We start from the raw sequence: 15,782 nt of genomic DNA, 5'->3' as shown, positions 1-15,782 counted from the left end.
GAGTGCTGAGTTAAGAGTGCTGAGTGCTGAGTTCTGAGTTCTGAGTTCTGAGTTCTGAGTTCTGAATGGGGAGTGGGGAGTGCTGAGTGCTGAGTGCTGAGTTCTGAGTTCTGAATGGGGAGTGGGGAGTGCTGAGAAATTCTTCCCAGTCCCCACTCCCAAGTCCCCAGAAGTTTTTCACTGCGTGACGCTAGCGCGTAGCTGGCTTTGCTACGCAACGCTACCGCGAATGACCTAGCAGTAAAATTTTGAATTTTGAATTTTGAATTTTGAATTAAATTAGTCCCAAATCTTCTGGAACACCCAGCATAATATTAAGATTTTGTACGGCTGCGCCTGATGCACCTTTACCGAGGTTGTCGAGACGCGCTACTAATAAGGCTTCTTGGGTCGCGTCATTGGCGAAAACGAACACCTGCACAATGTTAGTGTTGTTTATCGCCATCGCATCCAAGAAAGTTCCTTCTCTAAGCAAGGCTGTATCTTGGAATGGGGCTACCTGGACAAACTTTTCACCTGCGTAGTATTCTGCGATCGCACGATAAATTGCTTCACCTGTTGGGGGATTCTCTAAAGTCCATAAAGGCAAAGGTATTTGTACTAACATTCCCTGTTCAAAATCCCCAACTGCTGGAACAAATAACGGCGGCGATACTAAACCAGCGTGCTGGTGCATTTCTTTGACGTGTTTATGTCCAAACTGCAAACCATAAATACCATAGGGATAAAGTGGAGTTGAGCCTTTTTGCTGTTCGTGAAAGGTATCGTACTTTTGGATTAAATTCTTACCGCCACCAGAGTAGCCAGATACTGCATTAATCGTCAGGGGAAAATTATTAGGGATAATTCCTTGAGCTATTAACGGACGAATACAAGCCAAAAATCCTGTAGGATAACAGCCAGGATTGCTGACAAACTGAGCATTGGCTATTTTTTCTCGCTGTCCTGGGTTCAGTTCTGGAAAACCATAAACCCAATCCGCCGCCGTGCGATAGGCGGTACTAGCATCCAGGATTTTAACTGTATTATTAATTACTAAGCCAACTGCTTCGCGGGCTGCATCATCAGGAAGACAGAGAATTACTACATCGACGGAATTGATGATTTTTGCTCGCTCAGTGGTCTCTTTTCGTTTAGATGCTTCAATGCTAACTAACTCAATGTCATCCCTTTGGTTGAGGCGCGAGTAAATTTGTAAGCCTGTAGTTCCTGATTCTCCGTCAATGAAAATTTTAGGTTTATTCATATATAATTTTTGAACATTTAAATTGCATATTACTTAATAGTGAAAGTATATTAACTCAATACTCTACAAAAAAAATCCCCGCTATATCTTGACTTTTCACGTTATGTGGAAAAGTTAACGCAAAACCTAACCCCCTAACCCCCTTCCCTACCAGGGAAGGGGGAAAATTAAAGCCTCTCTCCTTGTAGGCTAAGGTGTACACACAAGTGCTACCAGCATACATTTCAGAACCTTGACAAAATTCTCAACTGTCATGTTGAATGTAGCGACAGCGAAATGAAACATCTAGAGACTACGGTGCAAGTCCGAGATTCTTCCTTCCAGTTCCTACCCTTCGGGAACGCTGGCGCGAACGCTTCGCTCAGGACTCCACTCAGAATGACATTGAAGGGCTATAAAGCAAGTTGTGACTGGGATTTTAAGACTTGTGTGTACACCGTAGCCTTGTAGGGGAGAGGGTTGGAGAGGGGTTCTCCATATCCCGTAAAAAATCCCCGCTATATCAGGTAATCCTGATTAGCGGTAGAAGGATGTCAATCTGCTACTTTAGTAATCTTAGCCCACTCAAAGTAACTAACACCGTAGAGCCTTCGTGTCCAATAACACCGAGAGGTAGGTTAATGTTGCCGAAAAAGTTACCGACTAAAAGCAAAGCAATAAACCCTAAAGCAACGACTATATTTTGTTTAACTATACTTTGCGATCGCCTGCCTAATTTGATGGCTATCGCCATTTTCTCTAGTTTGTCTGCCATTAATATGATATCTGCGGTTTCTAAGGCGACATCACTACCGGCTACTCCCATTGCAATCCCTACAGAGGCTTGAGCTAAAGCTGGTGCATCATTAATCCCATCCCCTACCATTGCGACTGTGTGATATTTTTTCTGTAAGTTGCGAATCACATCTAATTTATCTTCTGGTAGTAGTTCGGCAAATACTTGATCAATCCCTACAGATTGGGCGACACTATGGGCGGTGCGTTCGTTATCACCAGTAATCATGACAATTTGTTCTATTCCCATTTGCCGTAAATGGGTGAGAGTGCTAGCTGCCTCTGCTCTAATTGTATCTGCAAGTGCGATCGCACCCATTACTTCCAAGAACCCCTCCATCAACGGGGCGGGATTCTGCGCCACCCAAACCACAGTATTACCTTCTTGTTCCAAAGATGCCACTTTTTCTAGTAATTCCCCTGGTAATTGGACAACATACTGCTGTACAAAAGCCCCATTCCCGACAATAATTTGTTGATTGTTAACTGTGCCAAAAATGCCCTGTCCAGGTATGGCTTGTACCTCAATAGCCCGTACCCAGTCCAAATTACTAGCCGCCTGGGTGATAGCTTGACCAATCGGGTGTTCTGAAGAAGATTCCAAAGCGGCGGCGGCTATGAGGACATCTTGTTCTGTGTATTTACTCGTGGTGAGAACTTGGGATACTTGTACTTGTCCTGTAGTAAGAGTACCAGTTTTATCGAAGGCGATCGCTCTCACTTTCCCAATCTTCTCTAACTGTGCGCCATTTTTAAATAAAATGCCCTGTCTTGCACCATTGGCAATCCCAGATAATAATGTGGGCATAATGGCTGCCATTAATGCACAGGGAGAAGCCACCACTAAAAAAGTCAAAGCCCGATAAATTGTAGTTTCCCAGTCCCAACCCCAGACAAACGGCGGTAAAGTTGCTAGTAATACCCCAGCAATGACGATAACTTTGGCATATCCCCTTTCAAATTTTTCAATAAACTCCTGAGAAGGCGGTGCTTCTGTTTGGGCTTGTTCCACCAATCGAATCACGCGCTGAATTAAACTGCTGGCGGCTGGTTTGTGTAACTTCAACTGCAATGCACCGTAACCATTAATTGTCCCCGCAAAGACTTCTTCACCCACCGTCTTTTCTATGGGTAAAGATTCCCCGGTAATCGCTGCTTGATTGATGGTGCTGTAACCAGAAACAATGATGCCATCAGTAGGAATCAATTCACCGGGTTTCACGACAATTTCATCACCGACTTGCAGCTGGCTAATAGGAATAGTTGCTTCTTCTCCCTGTTGTAAAACCCTAGCTGTATCTGGTGTCAAACTCATCAAACTGCGGATACTCCTCTCAGTTCGCCGCATCGCGTAACCTTCCAATGCACCACTGATAGCAAAGATGAGAATTAAAATTGCCCCATCAATAATTAAGTGGTATTCCCGCCGCCACAAACCCAAACTAGCTGCACCCACAGCCGCCACAATCATCAGTAAATCTACATCCAGTTCTTTTTCTTTAATCAGCGTCGTTAGTCCCTCACGCGCGCTGTCGTAGCCACCAATGACATAAGCAGCCGGTAACAGTAGTAAAGCCCATCCTAGCCAACCTAGATGTAAGGCAAACCATCCCAAAAATAGCAGCACCCCGCAAAGTAGGGCGGCTAAGGTGTCTGAGTGTTCTGTGGTGAATTGGTTAAAACGCTGGGGGTAAAGCATGAGAGTGGAATCAGTGATAACTACCCTCACCCTAAACCTTGACATCAATGTTAATGTCAAGAAGATGGATTTAAACCAATTCGCAATGGGCTAACGCCCCGCTCCGCTAACGCAATGGGCTAACGCCCCGCTTCGCTAACGCAATGACGCTCGATGACTCGCTACCGCAATTACGTGATGAACTTGAATCAATATGACTATTTTCTAGTCCTCGATTTGGAAGCAACTTGTTGTGACAAAGGAAGCATCAAACGACAGGAGATGGAAATCATCGAAATTGGATCTGTCATGGTTGAAGCGCAAACTCTGATGGTAATCGATGAGTTTCAAACTTTTATTAAACCTGTTCGCTATCCTGTACTCACGGATTTCTGTAAATTATTGACCTCGATTACTCAGACACAAGTGGATAATGCTCCCGGATATGTGGAGGCGATCGCTATGCTCAAACAATGGCTGTCTAAATATCCGAATGCTGTGTTTGGTTCGTGGGGAGACTATGATCGAAACCAGTTTAAACAAGATAGCAAATTTCACAATGTTCCTTTTCCTATTGCTTATCCTCATATCAATCTCAAACAACAGTTTAGTGATGCCCAAGGCTTACCCAAACGATACGGTATGGCACAAGCGTTACAACTGGTAGGCATAGAATTGGAAGGGACGCATCATCGTGGCATTGATGATGCTAGAAATATTGCCAAACTGTTGCCTTGGATTTTGAAGCAAAAAAATTGTAGTGACATTCGATTATAAGTTTTTATGCGTAAAGCCCCCAAATACAATTCGGGGCTACAAGCAAATCTGAGGAATGATTATCTAATTCTTTGAATTAAGTAAGAACTATGAATGCTGGTTGCTTGACGATTAAAGAACTGACGGAAGCGGTGGGAGGTGGAATTACTCCCCGAATGGTGCGACATTACCATGAATTAGGGTTACTACCACAGCCTGAGCGATCGCCAAGTAACTATCGTCTCTATACTGAAAAAGATGTGATGAGGCTACAAAAAATTGTCGCCCTGAAGCAACAAGGCTTTCAAATCAACCACATCCGCCAAATTTTGGAAATACATCCAGAAACCGACACCAATAGTCATTTAATGGCACAGTTGCAACAGCAATATCGGGCAGTCATGCAGCAAATTGCCCAACTGCGCCAAACAGCCTCAGCTTTAGAAGGATTATTAGGACGCGATCGCCATTGTCAAACCATGCAATCAGAAGTCTTGGCACAAGTCAAGTTACTAGACGTAGAAACTCAAGCCGGTTTGGGAAGTTTGGCAAAGCTTTGGAGTGGGTTAGATGCAGAAGTTCACAACCACTCAGAAGTTTTTGGAGAATCTTTACAACACTTGCTACCTGACTTATCGAACCGTTCCGAGATCGAACAACATCTAATTTCTCAGATGGTTTTAGCCTGTGGTGATGTTAGTTTAGTATCTTTTGTCAAGGTTGGTAAAGATGCAATTGCGGCTAGTCGTGCAGCCCTAAGTTCTGGTTGTGAGATTGTCGTTGATATCCCCACCATTGCGGCGGCTGTAGATCAAACAAGATTAGTTCATCTGGGTTGTCGAGTCACAACTTTAATTGATAACCCCCACGTTTCTACTGTCACAGAAGCGGAACTAGAATTTTGGCAGCATCAACAATGGCGAGAAAGATTAGAACAAGCTAGCTTTGGCTGTATTTTAGTGATTGGTTATGCTCCTTCAGTGCTATTAGAAGCTTGTACACTGATTAACCAGCAAAAAATTCAACCTTCCCTAGTCATTGGAATGCCGATTGGTTTTAGTCATGCGCCAGCCGCTAAACGCCAACTTATGCAACAAGATGTACCCTATATTACTATCGAGGGGACTATTGGTGGCGGGTTGCTAGCGGCGACTGCGCTCAATGCTCTAGTAGAGTCATTGATTGAAAAACCAGATTGTCATTGTTATCTTGGGAATTCTTAAAGTGGAGTTATCACCAATTCTCAATTAAAAATTGTAATAATTACATCCAGTAATTCTAGATTGTGTTAATTAATTTAACTGTCTATACCAACAAAAATCTCATCTAAGACTAGTTAAAATTCAGAATAATTAGTATTTTATTATACAAAATAAAATTTTTGAGGACTTATAACAAAATTGACACCAGATGTATAATGAGCGCGTCTCCTCCTGTATCAAAATATGAATTTCAGACTCGTCGGCTTTCTGTTTCCTGTACCTAGATAAGCAGCATATGTGGCAACAAGAAAAACAAGATAGTGGGATAGTCCGTCTGGCATTATTGCTAGCCTTAACTACCTCTTCCGTAGCAACAAACCTTTTGATGTCAGTCCCTGTGCTGGCACAATCTGGCACTGAAACACCCTCTTTCCCCTTACCACAAACAGTGGCAGATGGAACTATGGTGAAGATTGATGATTCTAGTGGCTTTGCTGCCTTTAATCAAAACTTGCAACAGAGTTTTGAGCAAAATTTCTCTGGTACAAAAGTGGCAATTGCAGCCAATGGAACAGAAGCGGCGATTCAGGCTCTGTTAGATGGACAAATTGACATAGCCGCAATTGGTCGAGGTCTGACTCCAGAAGAAAAAGCTCAAGGTTTGGAACAAGCCCGATTGCATCGAGAAAAGATTGCGATCATAGTAGGAGCAGACAATCCTTTTAAGGGCAGCTTGACTGATAGACAATTTGCCAGCATTTTCCAGGGAAGAATTACCAGATGGTCACGATTGGGAGCTGCAAACGGTAGGATTCGGGTAATTGATCGCCCAGATAATAGCGGCACACGGGAAGCATTAAGTAACTATCCAGTGTTCCGAGGCACTAAGTTTGCTACAGGCTCGAATGCTACCCAAATAGCACAGGATGACACCGCAGAAATTGTTAAACAACTGGGTAAGGATGGAATTAGCTATGCCAGAGCTAATCAAGTATCAAAAATCCCTGGTGTGCGTGTTCTGAAGTTACATGACACATTACCAGATGATCCGAAGTATCCTTTTTCTCAGCCTTTTGTTTACGTTTACAAAAAAAATCCCAGTCCTAACGTAGCAGCCTTTCTAGGATTTGCTTTAGCTCCTCAAGGACAGCAGGCTATAGAAGCAGCAAGAACAGCTGAGGCGGAAGCGATCGCCAAAGGCGAATCATCAGCATTTTTAACAGCTACTAATCCTGAAACTACACCAGAGGCGACTACTTCCCCTACCACAGAACCCACACCAGCCACTACTTCCCCTACAGCAGAAGTTACCCCTGCGCCCTTGACGGTCACTACACCACCGCCTACTAATACTCCATTTTTGGATAGTAATAACACCTCTACGGTAACTAACATCACTCAGCCATCAGTGATAGCACCCCCCGACAATCCCCAGACGGATGGACGAAACTTGTTGTGGTGGTTGTTGTTACCCATAGGTGCTATTGGTGGATCGTTAATGTGGTTTATGCGCCGACCCTCAGCATCTGGGGAAGAATCGACTGTGATTGATTCAGATTCAGCAAATCCAGCCGATGCAGACAAAGTTTTCCCGATGGGAGATACGACCACAGACAAAAGTTCAGACATCAAAGATAAGGTAGCTCAAACTCCCCTACCGCTACCGCCTGAATTAGAGCAATCCCCTTGGGATATGGAAGCACCAGCTGCTATTGTCAACACTTCCTATCCGCAAATCGTAGAAACTGCTAAAACTGAAAATGTGACAAATGAGACTTCAGAATTAGTAAATACTCCAGAAGTCGTATCGAGTGAGCCAAATATTGAAACGGAAGTTACAGCTACCCCAGAGATACAAACTAGCATCTGGGCTATGGCTGAAGAGCCAGAAAATCACGATCAAGAGGAATTATCAACACCAGCAGTTATAGATGAGGAGAGGGAATTAGCTGGTGATTTCAATACAGAATTACCCCAGCCAGATGCAACCAATATAGAGTCTATATTTGACCAGTCGGAAGCTATCACTGAAGACGCGATCGCTAATCTACCAGATGTGACCCCCGGCAATTTAGATACGACAGATGAGCAGATAGAATGGACGGGCGAACCCCAATTTGACGCAACCAATGTTGATATTGACTCGCTATTTGACGACCCAGACACTAATACTGAGTTATTTACACCAACATCATTCGATGTAGATGGGGAAGATTTACCTACTCTTCCACCCCAGTTGGCTGAGATTCCTGAAGATGCGTTGAATTTGGTAGCTGATGAGGCTGAACCAACCGATTATGAAACACTTGAAGAAACAGAAGATAGTCCTGCAAGTAATTTAGAAAATTTAGCTGGTAGTGCAGCAGCCATCGGTTTAGGAATTGGGGCGGCGGCTGGTATTTATGCAATTCAGGACACTACCCAACCAGAAACAACAGATACCACAGTAGAAAATTTACCCACGGTGGATGTAGTATCTACCAACGACACAGATGACGATGAAGAGAGCAGTATTCTTCTGAAACCCCGTAGTCCTGAATGGGGTTATGTGTCTTGGTATGTTTCTCAGAACCATCTCCAGCAACTGCGAGATGATGGTGTTTCAAAGTTAGTATTGCGACTGTATGATGTGACAGAAATTGACTTGAGTTATCAAGACCCCTATTTAGTACAGCAGCATGAATATGAACCAGACATCACTGATAGCTATGTATCAATTCCAGAGAGCGATCGCAATTATCTAGTAGAAATTGGTTATATCACAGCAGGCGATAACTGGGTGAAAATTGCTCGTTCCGATGTTGTGCGTGTCTTCAGTCCTCCTTATACAGAAAACCTAGTTGTAGATGACTCGATAGGAGATGAAGAAAGTCAGATTTTCTTTAACTCTCGCACTCCTAAATGGGCTTATGTCTCCTGGGAAATTTCCCAGACGCGTCAACAACTGCTACATGATGCTGGTATCTCTCAATTAGCATTACGGCTGCATGATGTCACTAATATCGACCTGAGTTATCAAACTCCCCAACTCATACAGCAATATGAGTGTGAGGAAATTATTCGCGATCGCTATATAGCAATTCCCCATAGCGATCGTGATTACATGGTAGAAATTGGCTACTTTGCTGATGGGGAACGTTGGGTAAATATAGCGCGTTCACCGAATGTTCATGTCTTCAGTCGTCCCTACGGAGACTTTTGGTTTGTGGCTGATGCTGAGTTAATTATCCACGGAGCAACAGAACCAGGTGCAACAGTCAATATAGCTGGTAAACCTATCACACTTAAATCAGATGGGACATTCCATTTGCGTGTTCCCTTCTCAGAAGAGTTAATTGATTACCTTATCACCGTATCTGCGGCTAATGGGAAACAAACTACTAGTCTGCACAAGAAGTTCTCTCAGGAAACTTTGGAAAGTTAGCACTGTTTAATTTCTGTGTCTTTGTGGTAAGGATACATTAATTTAAACCACAGAGACACGGAGGCACAGAGGGAGCTAACTTTTTTGAGTTATTTAGGTTTGATGAAAATACAATTTACGGAGACATGACCACTAGAAGAGTAGGTGCAAGTTGTACAGCGATTAGAGCCATTGACTCCCTGTGGATTGGTAGCAGGTGCATGAGTGGTTTCGCAAGTTTTCTTTTCAGTTGAACCACCTCCTGGTGCTGCGATTGGGAGTTTGGAATTAGGCTGGACTGGACGTAAACTAACTAACGTAGGGTTTGTAGAGTGAATGGCATCAGTACAGCTTTGGGATATAACTTCAGCTTGGGGTTGTGCAGCCATTGCGGCAGTAGAGACTAGCGCGGTTGCTAGGATGGTCATACTGATTACTGTGGTGCGAATGCGAGATATTATCATGCTTTCCTGGGATTTGTTGTAGTGAAGTTTGTGCAGTGTTGTTTAACACCTTCACTTATTAACTATGTTTAATGCTGATTTTTTATGCACTAGACATTTGGTGAAAAAAGAAAAGACGTAGCAATGCTACCTCTCTACAAGGTTTCTGGATAACCCATAATTCAATTCGGTCGATGACTAATATAGGTAAGACACTATTAACCTAGGAGTCGATGATGGAATCTCTGGATTTGAAATGGATACGTGGACAGTTTCCCGCACTTAACCAAAAAATCAACGGACAACCTGCAATATTTTTTTGATGGGCCAGGTGGAACACAAGTACCGGGTGCAGTTTTAGATGCAATCAGTGACTATTTGGTGAGGTCAAATGCTAATGCTCATGGTGCATTTGCTACTAGTGCGCGGACAGATGCTGTCATTACGGCGGCGAGAGTAGCGATCGCCGATTTTTTGGGTTGCAGTAGCGATGAAGTGGTGTTTGGCGCAAATATGACCTCACTCACCTTTACTTTAAGTCGCGCGATCGCCCGCACCATTAAACCAGGTGATGAAATTATCGTCACCAGATTAGATCACGCCGCTAACATTGCTCCTTGGTATACCTTAGAAGAACAGGGTGCAATTATTCGCGTAGTGGATATTAATCTTGCTGATTGCACCTTAGACATGAGGGATTTAGAACAGCAGATTAATCCCCGCACTAAGCTAGTAGCGGTGAGTTATGCTTCTAATGCTGTGGGGACAATCAACGATGTTGCGACTATAGTACGTCTCGCCCATGCTGTCGGTGCTTGGGTGTTTGTTGATGCCGTCCATTATGCACCCCACGCACCGATTAATGTTCATGCTTTAGACTGCGACTTTCTGGCTTGTTCTGCGTATAAATTTTTTGCCCCCCACATTGGTATTTTGTACGGTAAACGGGAGCATCTGGAGAATCTGCAACCGTATAAAGTCAAGCCAGCCTCCAATGAAGTCCCATCCCGTTGGGAAACTGGAACTCTAAATCATGAGGGGTTGGCGGGTGTGGTCGCGGCGATTAACTATCTCACAAAACTAGGTTGTCATGTTTCGCCAACCATTGACAACGAATTAATAGCAGCCTTGATTGACGCTGACAAAGAAGGTTTAGAACACTTTCAATGTCCCCACTTTTTGACATCAGAACACCCAGATGCTATCGCCTCAGCCTATCACAGCCGACGAGCGGCTTTAGTTGCAGCGATGTCAGCGATTCAACAATATGAAAGAGAACTGAGTCATCAACTTATTGCGGGACTATTAGAAATTCCTGGCTTAACTTTATATGGCATTACCGATACTACGCACTTTAATTGGCGGACACCCACAGTAGCAATCAGACTAAAAGGAAAAAGTCCTGAAAGTATAGCGAAAAATTTAGGCGATCGCGGTATTTTTACTTGGCACGGTAATTTTTATGCTCTCAGCCTAACTGAGAAACTAGGACTAGAAGCCAGTGGCGGTCTATTAAGAATCGGTCTAGTACATTACAACTCTTTAGCAGAGGTTTCGCAACTACTACAAGCCTTAAAGGAGATTACAGCAGTTGCTGTGACTTAGAAATTTCTCTATATTTCCCCACCAACACTATTAAATGCTGTTGGTGGGTGATTTTATATTTCTAATTCTTCAACTTCTTCCGCTTCAAAGTCAAAAGCATCCACAAGTTCCGCCACTTCTTCGTCTTCTTCTACCTCATCTTCGTAAGAGTAGTCAACAGATGGGTAAGACACTAATCGACCTGTATTTTGCAACCAATCGAGTAAAGATTCCTCTTGTTTAAGAGGAATTATAGGTGCTGGTTGGTAACGAGGTTCTTCGTGGAGACCTGGGTTAGACTGTTTCACCATAATTTTGTACCCCCGGATCATCTCTTGGATACCAATTCGCTTAGATCAAGCTACGGATGCAAACCCCAAACCTAAGATTACATCTGATGTTCTGAATTACAAATTGATATTACTTACTAGTGTGATGCTCTCAATGGTAAAGACTTCCTCCCTATGGTTGAGTTTAGAAGGAATTTATATAACCACAAAGACACAGATAAGACAGAGAACAGGAATTTTTTGACTTCCGGCTACTTATTAGGTAACTTAGTTCCACACCGTTTACAAAACTCCGCATCTCTATCGTGAAATGCCAAACCACAACTTACACAAATTATTTCTATTTGACTAGCATTTTTAACTAACCCCTTAATTAAATCTCCTACTTGCCAAGGGATGAGAGTAACGCCAGTCAAAATCATCAAAACTGTCAACAATCGCCCTAATTCCGAAATTGGTGTAACATCACCAAAGCCAACAGTTGTCATGGTCACAACCGAGAAGTAAAAAGCATCCAAAAAAGTTTTGTAAACTGAGGGATTTACAGGATGTTCTACTTGATAAATTAGCCCAGAATAAACAAATATGATGGCAAATAATGTAAATAATATCCGAATAAAAATTATGCCGTCTTCTGTGCTAATAGTGCCAAATAAAAATTTTTTATCGATAAATCTAATTAAACGTAAAATTCTAAACCACCGCAGTAAGCGAATAAAACTAATATCTACTAATCCAATAAAAAATGGCAAAATAGCCATTAGGTCAACAATTGCATAAAAACTCAAAAGATAATTAATTTTATGTTCTGCACTCCATAATCTCAGGGCATATTCTATAGCAAAAATTATCAATATAATTTTATCTATTAGATCCAACTGTAAGCGCAGATCATCAGCTATATTATATGTTTGTACTACAAAAATTCCTGATGACAGTAAAACTAAGGTAGCAATTGTTAAATTAATTGCTTTACCAATAGGCGTTTCTAGGTCTGTTAAGTAAAATTCCGTTTGTTTTCTACTCAGCAACATATTTCACTACCAGTAGTTGAATATGGTATTTTTACTGATTATCTGGCTAAATTACCAAACTAATTATGAACCAAGAATATTTTATGCGTCTAGCAATTGAGGAAGCCAAACAGGGAGATGCACCTTATGGCGCGGTCATTATTCATGATAATCAAGTTGTGGCAACAGCACACAATACTGTCGGTAGAGATTGCGACCCTTCTGCTCATGCGGAAATTAATGTTATTCGCCGTTTAACAAGTCAAATCAACAACTTTTCCTTAGAAGGTTATAGCATATATACCACTGGTGAACCTTGCCCTATGTGTGCAGCAGCTTGCGTTTGGAGCGGTTTGGCTGAAATTGTCTATGGTGCTTCAATTGCGGATTTAATTTCGATTAATCAGGCACAAATTAATATTACTTGTGAAGAAGTGATTGCGAAATCATTTAGAAACATCCGAGTTACCAAGGGTGTGCTAAGACAGGAATGTTTGAATTTATTTACCTAAGATGATCAGAGTCAAATTGACTCATTTAAATAAGATATATAGGTATTGGCAATAATAGCAGCTTGAGTGCGATCGCGCAAGTTCAACCGATTTAAAATATTAGTCACATGATTTTTCACTGTCCCTTCAGAAATGTAAAGTTGTTGGGCAATTTCTCGGTTATTAGCACCTATAGCAATTAACTGTAAAACTTCTTTTTCCCTAGGGGTCAGTTCTGCTAAACTGGGTGGCATAGATGGTGTTTGACTAGGTATTGGAGTCGGAAATTGAATCAAAAGTTTTTTGACGATTCCTGGGCCTAGTTGAGTATATCCCTTCTGTACGGCACGAATAGCCACAGCCAATTCTTCGGAAGGTGTATCTTTAAGTAAGTAACCCATTGCGCCATGTTGTAAGGCTGCTTTCACATATTCATCATCATCAAAAGTTGTCAGCACTAAAACTTTTACTCCCGGAAAATTCTTGCAAATTTCCCGTGTGGCTGCAACTCCATCCATGATAGGCATTCTAATATCCATTAGAACCACATCTGGTAATGATTGAATAATTAAATTAAGCGCGACTTCTCCATTTTCTGCCTCTCCCACTATTTCCAAATCTGGTTCTAGTTCTAATAAGGCTTTTAATCCTTGACGAATTAAACTTTGGTCATCTACTAATAATACTTTAATCATGAAATTAACCTACCTAGAGGAATATCAACTGTAATTTGACAACCGCAACCGAATGCGCTGTTGATTGTAAATTTACCTCCCAGAGATAAAGCGCGATCGCGCATACTTTGTAATCCAAATCCTGTCGTATTTTGTTCTAGATCAAATCCTCTTCCATTATCCTGAATGGTTATATATAAACTGCCTCTATTGATAATTATTTCTAGATTAACTTCTGTTGCTCTAGCGTGTTTAGATATATTTGTTAATGATTCTTGAATAATGCGATAGATAGCCGTATTAACTTCAGTAGATAAGGAATATTCAAGATTGATTTGACGATTTAAAAGAATATTATTAGAACGTTGGAAATCTTCAGCCAAAATATCAATTGCCTGTGCTAAAGATTTATCCTGTAATGGATTGGAACGCATCGTAGAAACTGACTGTCTTACATCCTGTAAGGCTTTAGAACCTAACTCCTTAGCCCTAGCCAAAAAACTCTGTGCTTTATCAGGGTTGGCTTGATAAAGTTTTAAAGCAGTTTCTAATTGGAGATTTAAAGCAGTCAAAGAATGACCTAATGAATCATGAATTTCCCGTGCAATTCGATTCCGTTCTTCTAGAGTAGCTTGATTTTCAATACGCAGAGCATATTGCCTAAGCTTTTCATTGGCAATCGCTAATTTTTCTCTACTTTCACGTTCCGATAATACAGTATTCATTAAAATTAAAACAAATACTAAACTTAAACCAAAAACTAAAGCTAAACTCAAAGTAAAGAAACGAAATTTTTCTTGGGCTTGTGGTGGTAAAGGATAACGAGGTATTCGATATAATAGTGTTGTTAAAAACAAAGTGAATGAAACAAAAGTAACTGATAAGCGTCCAGGTAATTGGAAAATCAAACAGCTACGAATAACCAAAATTATATAGAGAAAAGGAAATAGGCGATCGGCTCGACCACCAAATAAACCAGTGATAAAAATTAAACTAATTCCACAGGCTGTATAAATAATCTTCACGAGATTATTACTAGTAGGTAGTCTCAAGCCCATTAATCCAAAAATAGTAAGATTTAAAATGGCTAATTCGGGAAATCTACTAGCAAATCGTGGTGAAGGATGCGGCAATACAGATGTGATCACAGAAATTGCTAGTAATATCCATTCTAAATAAAGTAAGAACCGAAAAGGATGATTATTAATTTGGATAGGACGAGTCACGTCGCTGCGCTCCGAAGTCAAAAGTCAAAAGTCAAAACTTCGGCTACGCTTGGTGTTGACCCTGAGCGCAGTCGAAGGGGCAAAAGTCAATTCTGTTTTCTATATTTACTTTAGTTTTGAAAGTATTACCAGTCACCTAAATCATACTTCAATCATGACTAAAGTCATGGGTGGATTCATGACTTTCTCCTCATGTGGGTAATTGATGTGAGTTATTAAGATGGTTGCATACCACAAAAAACAAAACGATGTCATCAATGCAACTCAAATCATTATCTCTCTTAGCTGGTGCGATCGCTCTTACTTTAACTGCAACTGTAGCTCCTTTTGCTGTTCAAGCACAAACCGCCTTTTCTTCACCATTCCAGGTTGCACAAGCCGCAAAAAAAGGCCCTTGGGAAAGTTTGGGATTGTCTGAAGACCAAAAAGCCAGAATTAAACAAATTCAAAGCAACGCCCGCACTCAAATGGAAAACGTGTTCACCCCAGAACAAAAAGCCAAGCTAGAGGCTGCACGTCAAGAACGTCAAGCACGTCGAGCGGAACGTCAACCAGGTGAACGTCCCGAAGCAGGTCAGCGTCGGGGTAAGAAAATGGCTGACTTGAATTTGACAGATGACCAAAAAGCCAGAATGCGGACAATTCGGGCGAATACCAAACAACAAATTGAAGCAGTTCTAACTACAGAACAACGAGCCAAACTACAAGAAATGAAAGCTAGTCGTGGTCAGCGTTGGCAGCAACGTCGTCAACAAAACGGTAATTAATCTCACCTGAAAAGTTTTTACATGACGATGCAAACTTTTACGGCTGCCTCTAATCCTACCCCTCGCCTACAACCATTGTTAGACTTAAGGGAACACCAAAAAATAAATTATTCCAAATTGACGGTTAGTAGGGTGCGTCAGTATGAATAATTTCTTGGTATAGTTAGGTTTTTTTGCACTGACGCACCCTACATTGAAGTACAAGCATTATTTTCCATAACACCCAATTAACAGA

12 protein-coding genes and 1 pseudogene are annotated in these 15,782 nt (G+C 41.7%); 6 read left to right on the top strand and 7 right to left on the bottom strand.

Annotated elements, in window-relative coordinates:
• Positions 1-274: 274 nt before the first annotated feature.
• Entirely contained in the window at positions 275-1,246 is a 972-nt protein-coding gene (argC, locus tag L6494_RS11475) for an N-acetyl-gamma-glutamyl-phosphate reductase (protein ID WP_237994902.1), read from the bottom strand.
• A 541-nt stretch (positions 1,247-1,787) separates the two neighbouring features.
• The gene (locus L6494_RS11470; protein WP_237995974.1) at positions 1,788-3,719 is read right to left on the bottom strand and encodes a heavy metal translocating P-type ATPase; all 1,932 of its coding nucleotides are present in this window, start codon (positions 3,717-3,719) and stop codon (positions 1,788-1,790) included.
• A gap of 153 nt (positions 3,720-3,872) precedes the next feature.
• Between L6494_RS11470 and L6494_RS11465 the strand changes: the two genes are divergently transcribed.
• The 3 genes from L6494_RS11465 (at position 3,873) to L6494_RS11455 (ending at position 9,080) form a co-directional block, all read left to right on the top strand.
• Positions 3,873-4,475: a 3'-5' exonuclease gene (locus L6494_RS11465; RefSeq protein WP_237994900.1), complete on the top strand. Its 603-nt coding sequence runs from the start codon at positions 3,873-3,875 to the stop codon at positions 4,473-4,475.
• A gap of 89 nt (positions 4,476-4,564) precedes the next feature.
• Positions 4,565-5,677, top strand: coding sequence for a precorrin-8X methylmutase (locus L6494_RS11460; protein WP_237994898.1), 1,113 nt, complete (start codon positions 4,565-4,567; stop codon positions 5,675-5,677).
• Positions 5,678-5,951: 274 nt separating this feature from the next.
• The gene (locus L6494_RS11455) at positions 5,952-9,080 is read left to right on the top strand and encodes a DUF4912 domain-containing protein (RefSeq protein WP_237994894.1); all 3,129 of its coding nucleotides are present in this window, start codon (positions 5,952-5,954) and stop codon (positions 9,078-9,080) included.
• Between the two features lie 89 nt (positions 9,081-9,169).
• Here L6494_RS11455 and L6494_RS11450 read toward each other — a convergent pair whose 3' ends face one another.
• The gene (locus tag L6494_RS11450) at positions 9,170-9,523 is read right to left on the bottom strand and encodes a hypothetical protein (RefSeq protein ID WP_237994891.1); all 354 of its coding nucleotides are present in this window, start codon (positions 9,521-9,523) and stop codon (positions 9,170-9,172) included.
• A gap of 215 nt (positions 9,524-9,738) precedes the next feature.
• On the opposite strand from L6494_RS11450, the pseudogene L6494_RS11445 reads away from it, so the two are divergent.
• Positions 9,739-11,107: pseudogene (locus tag L6494_RS11445) on the top strand (cysteine desulfurase-like protein).
• A gap of 53 nt (positions 11,108-11,160) precedes the next feature.
• Here L6494_RS11445 and L6494_RS11440 read toward each other — a convergent pair.
• Positions 11,161-11,397: a DUF3134 domain-containing protein gene (locus L6494_RS11440; protein WP_237994889.1), complete on the bottom strand. Its 237-nt coding sequence runs from the start codon at positions 11,395-11,397 to the stop codon at positions 11,161-11,163.
• A gap of 230 nt (positions 11,398-11,627) precedes the next feature.
• Positions 11,628-12,410, bottom strand: a complete 783-nt coding sequence (locus L6494_RS11435) for a potassium channel family protein (RefSeq protein ID WP_237994888.1) — start codon at positions 12,408-12,410, stop codon at positions 11,628-11,630.
• Positions 12,411-12,475: 65 nt separating this feature from the next.
• Between L6494_RS11435 and L6494_RS11430 the strand changes: the two genes are divergently transcribed.
• Complete coding sequence (locus L6494_RS11430) at positions 12,476-12,901, top strand: nucleoside deaminase (RefSeq protein WP_237994886.1); 426 nt, start codon at positions 12,476-12,478, stop codon at positions 12,899-12,901.
• Between the two features lie 11 nt (positions 12,902-12,912).
• Here L6494_RS11430 and L6494_RS11425 read toward each other — a convergent pair whose 3' ends face one another.
• Complete coding sequence (locus L6494_RS11425; RefSeq protein ID WP_237994883.1) at positions 12,913-13,575, bottom strand: response regulator transcription factor; 663 nt, start codon at positions 13,573-13,575, stop codon at positions 12,913-12,915.
• Positions 13,572-14,780, bottom strand: coding sequence for a sensor histidine kinase (locus L6494_RS11420; RefSeq protein ID WP_237994881.1), 1,209 nt, complete (start codon positions 14,778-14,780; stop codon positions 13,572-13,574). The genes L6494_RS11425 and L6494_RS11420 overlap by 4 nt, the downstream gene beginning before the upstream one ends.
• A gap of 257 nt (positions 14,781-15,037) precedes the next feature.
• Between L6494_RS11420 and L6494_RS11415 the strand changes: the two genes are divergently transcribed.
• The gene (locus L6494_RS11415; protein ID WP_237994879.1) at positions 15,038-15,547 is read left to right on the top strand and encodes a Spy/CpxP family protein refolding chaperone; all 510 of its coding nucleotides are present in this window, start codon (positions 15,038-15,040) and stop codon (positions 15,545-15,547) included.
• Positions 15,548-15,782: the final 235 nt, after the last annotated feature.

The sequence above is a fragment of the Nostoc sp. UHCC 0870 genome, from assembly GCF_022063185.1.
GTDB lineage: Bacteria > Cyanobacteriota > Cyanobacteriia > Cyanobacteriales > Nostocaceae > Trichormus.
Note: the sequence above shows the minus strand (reverse complement) of the source record. Positions and strands in the feature narration are given on the sequence as shown.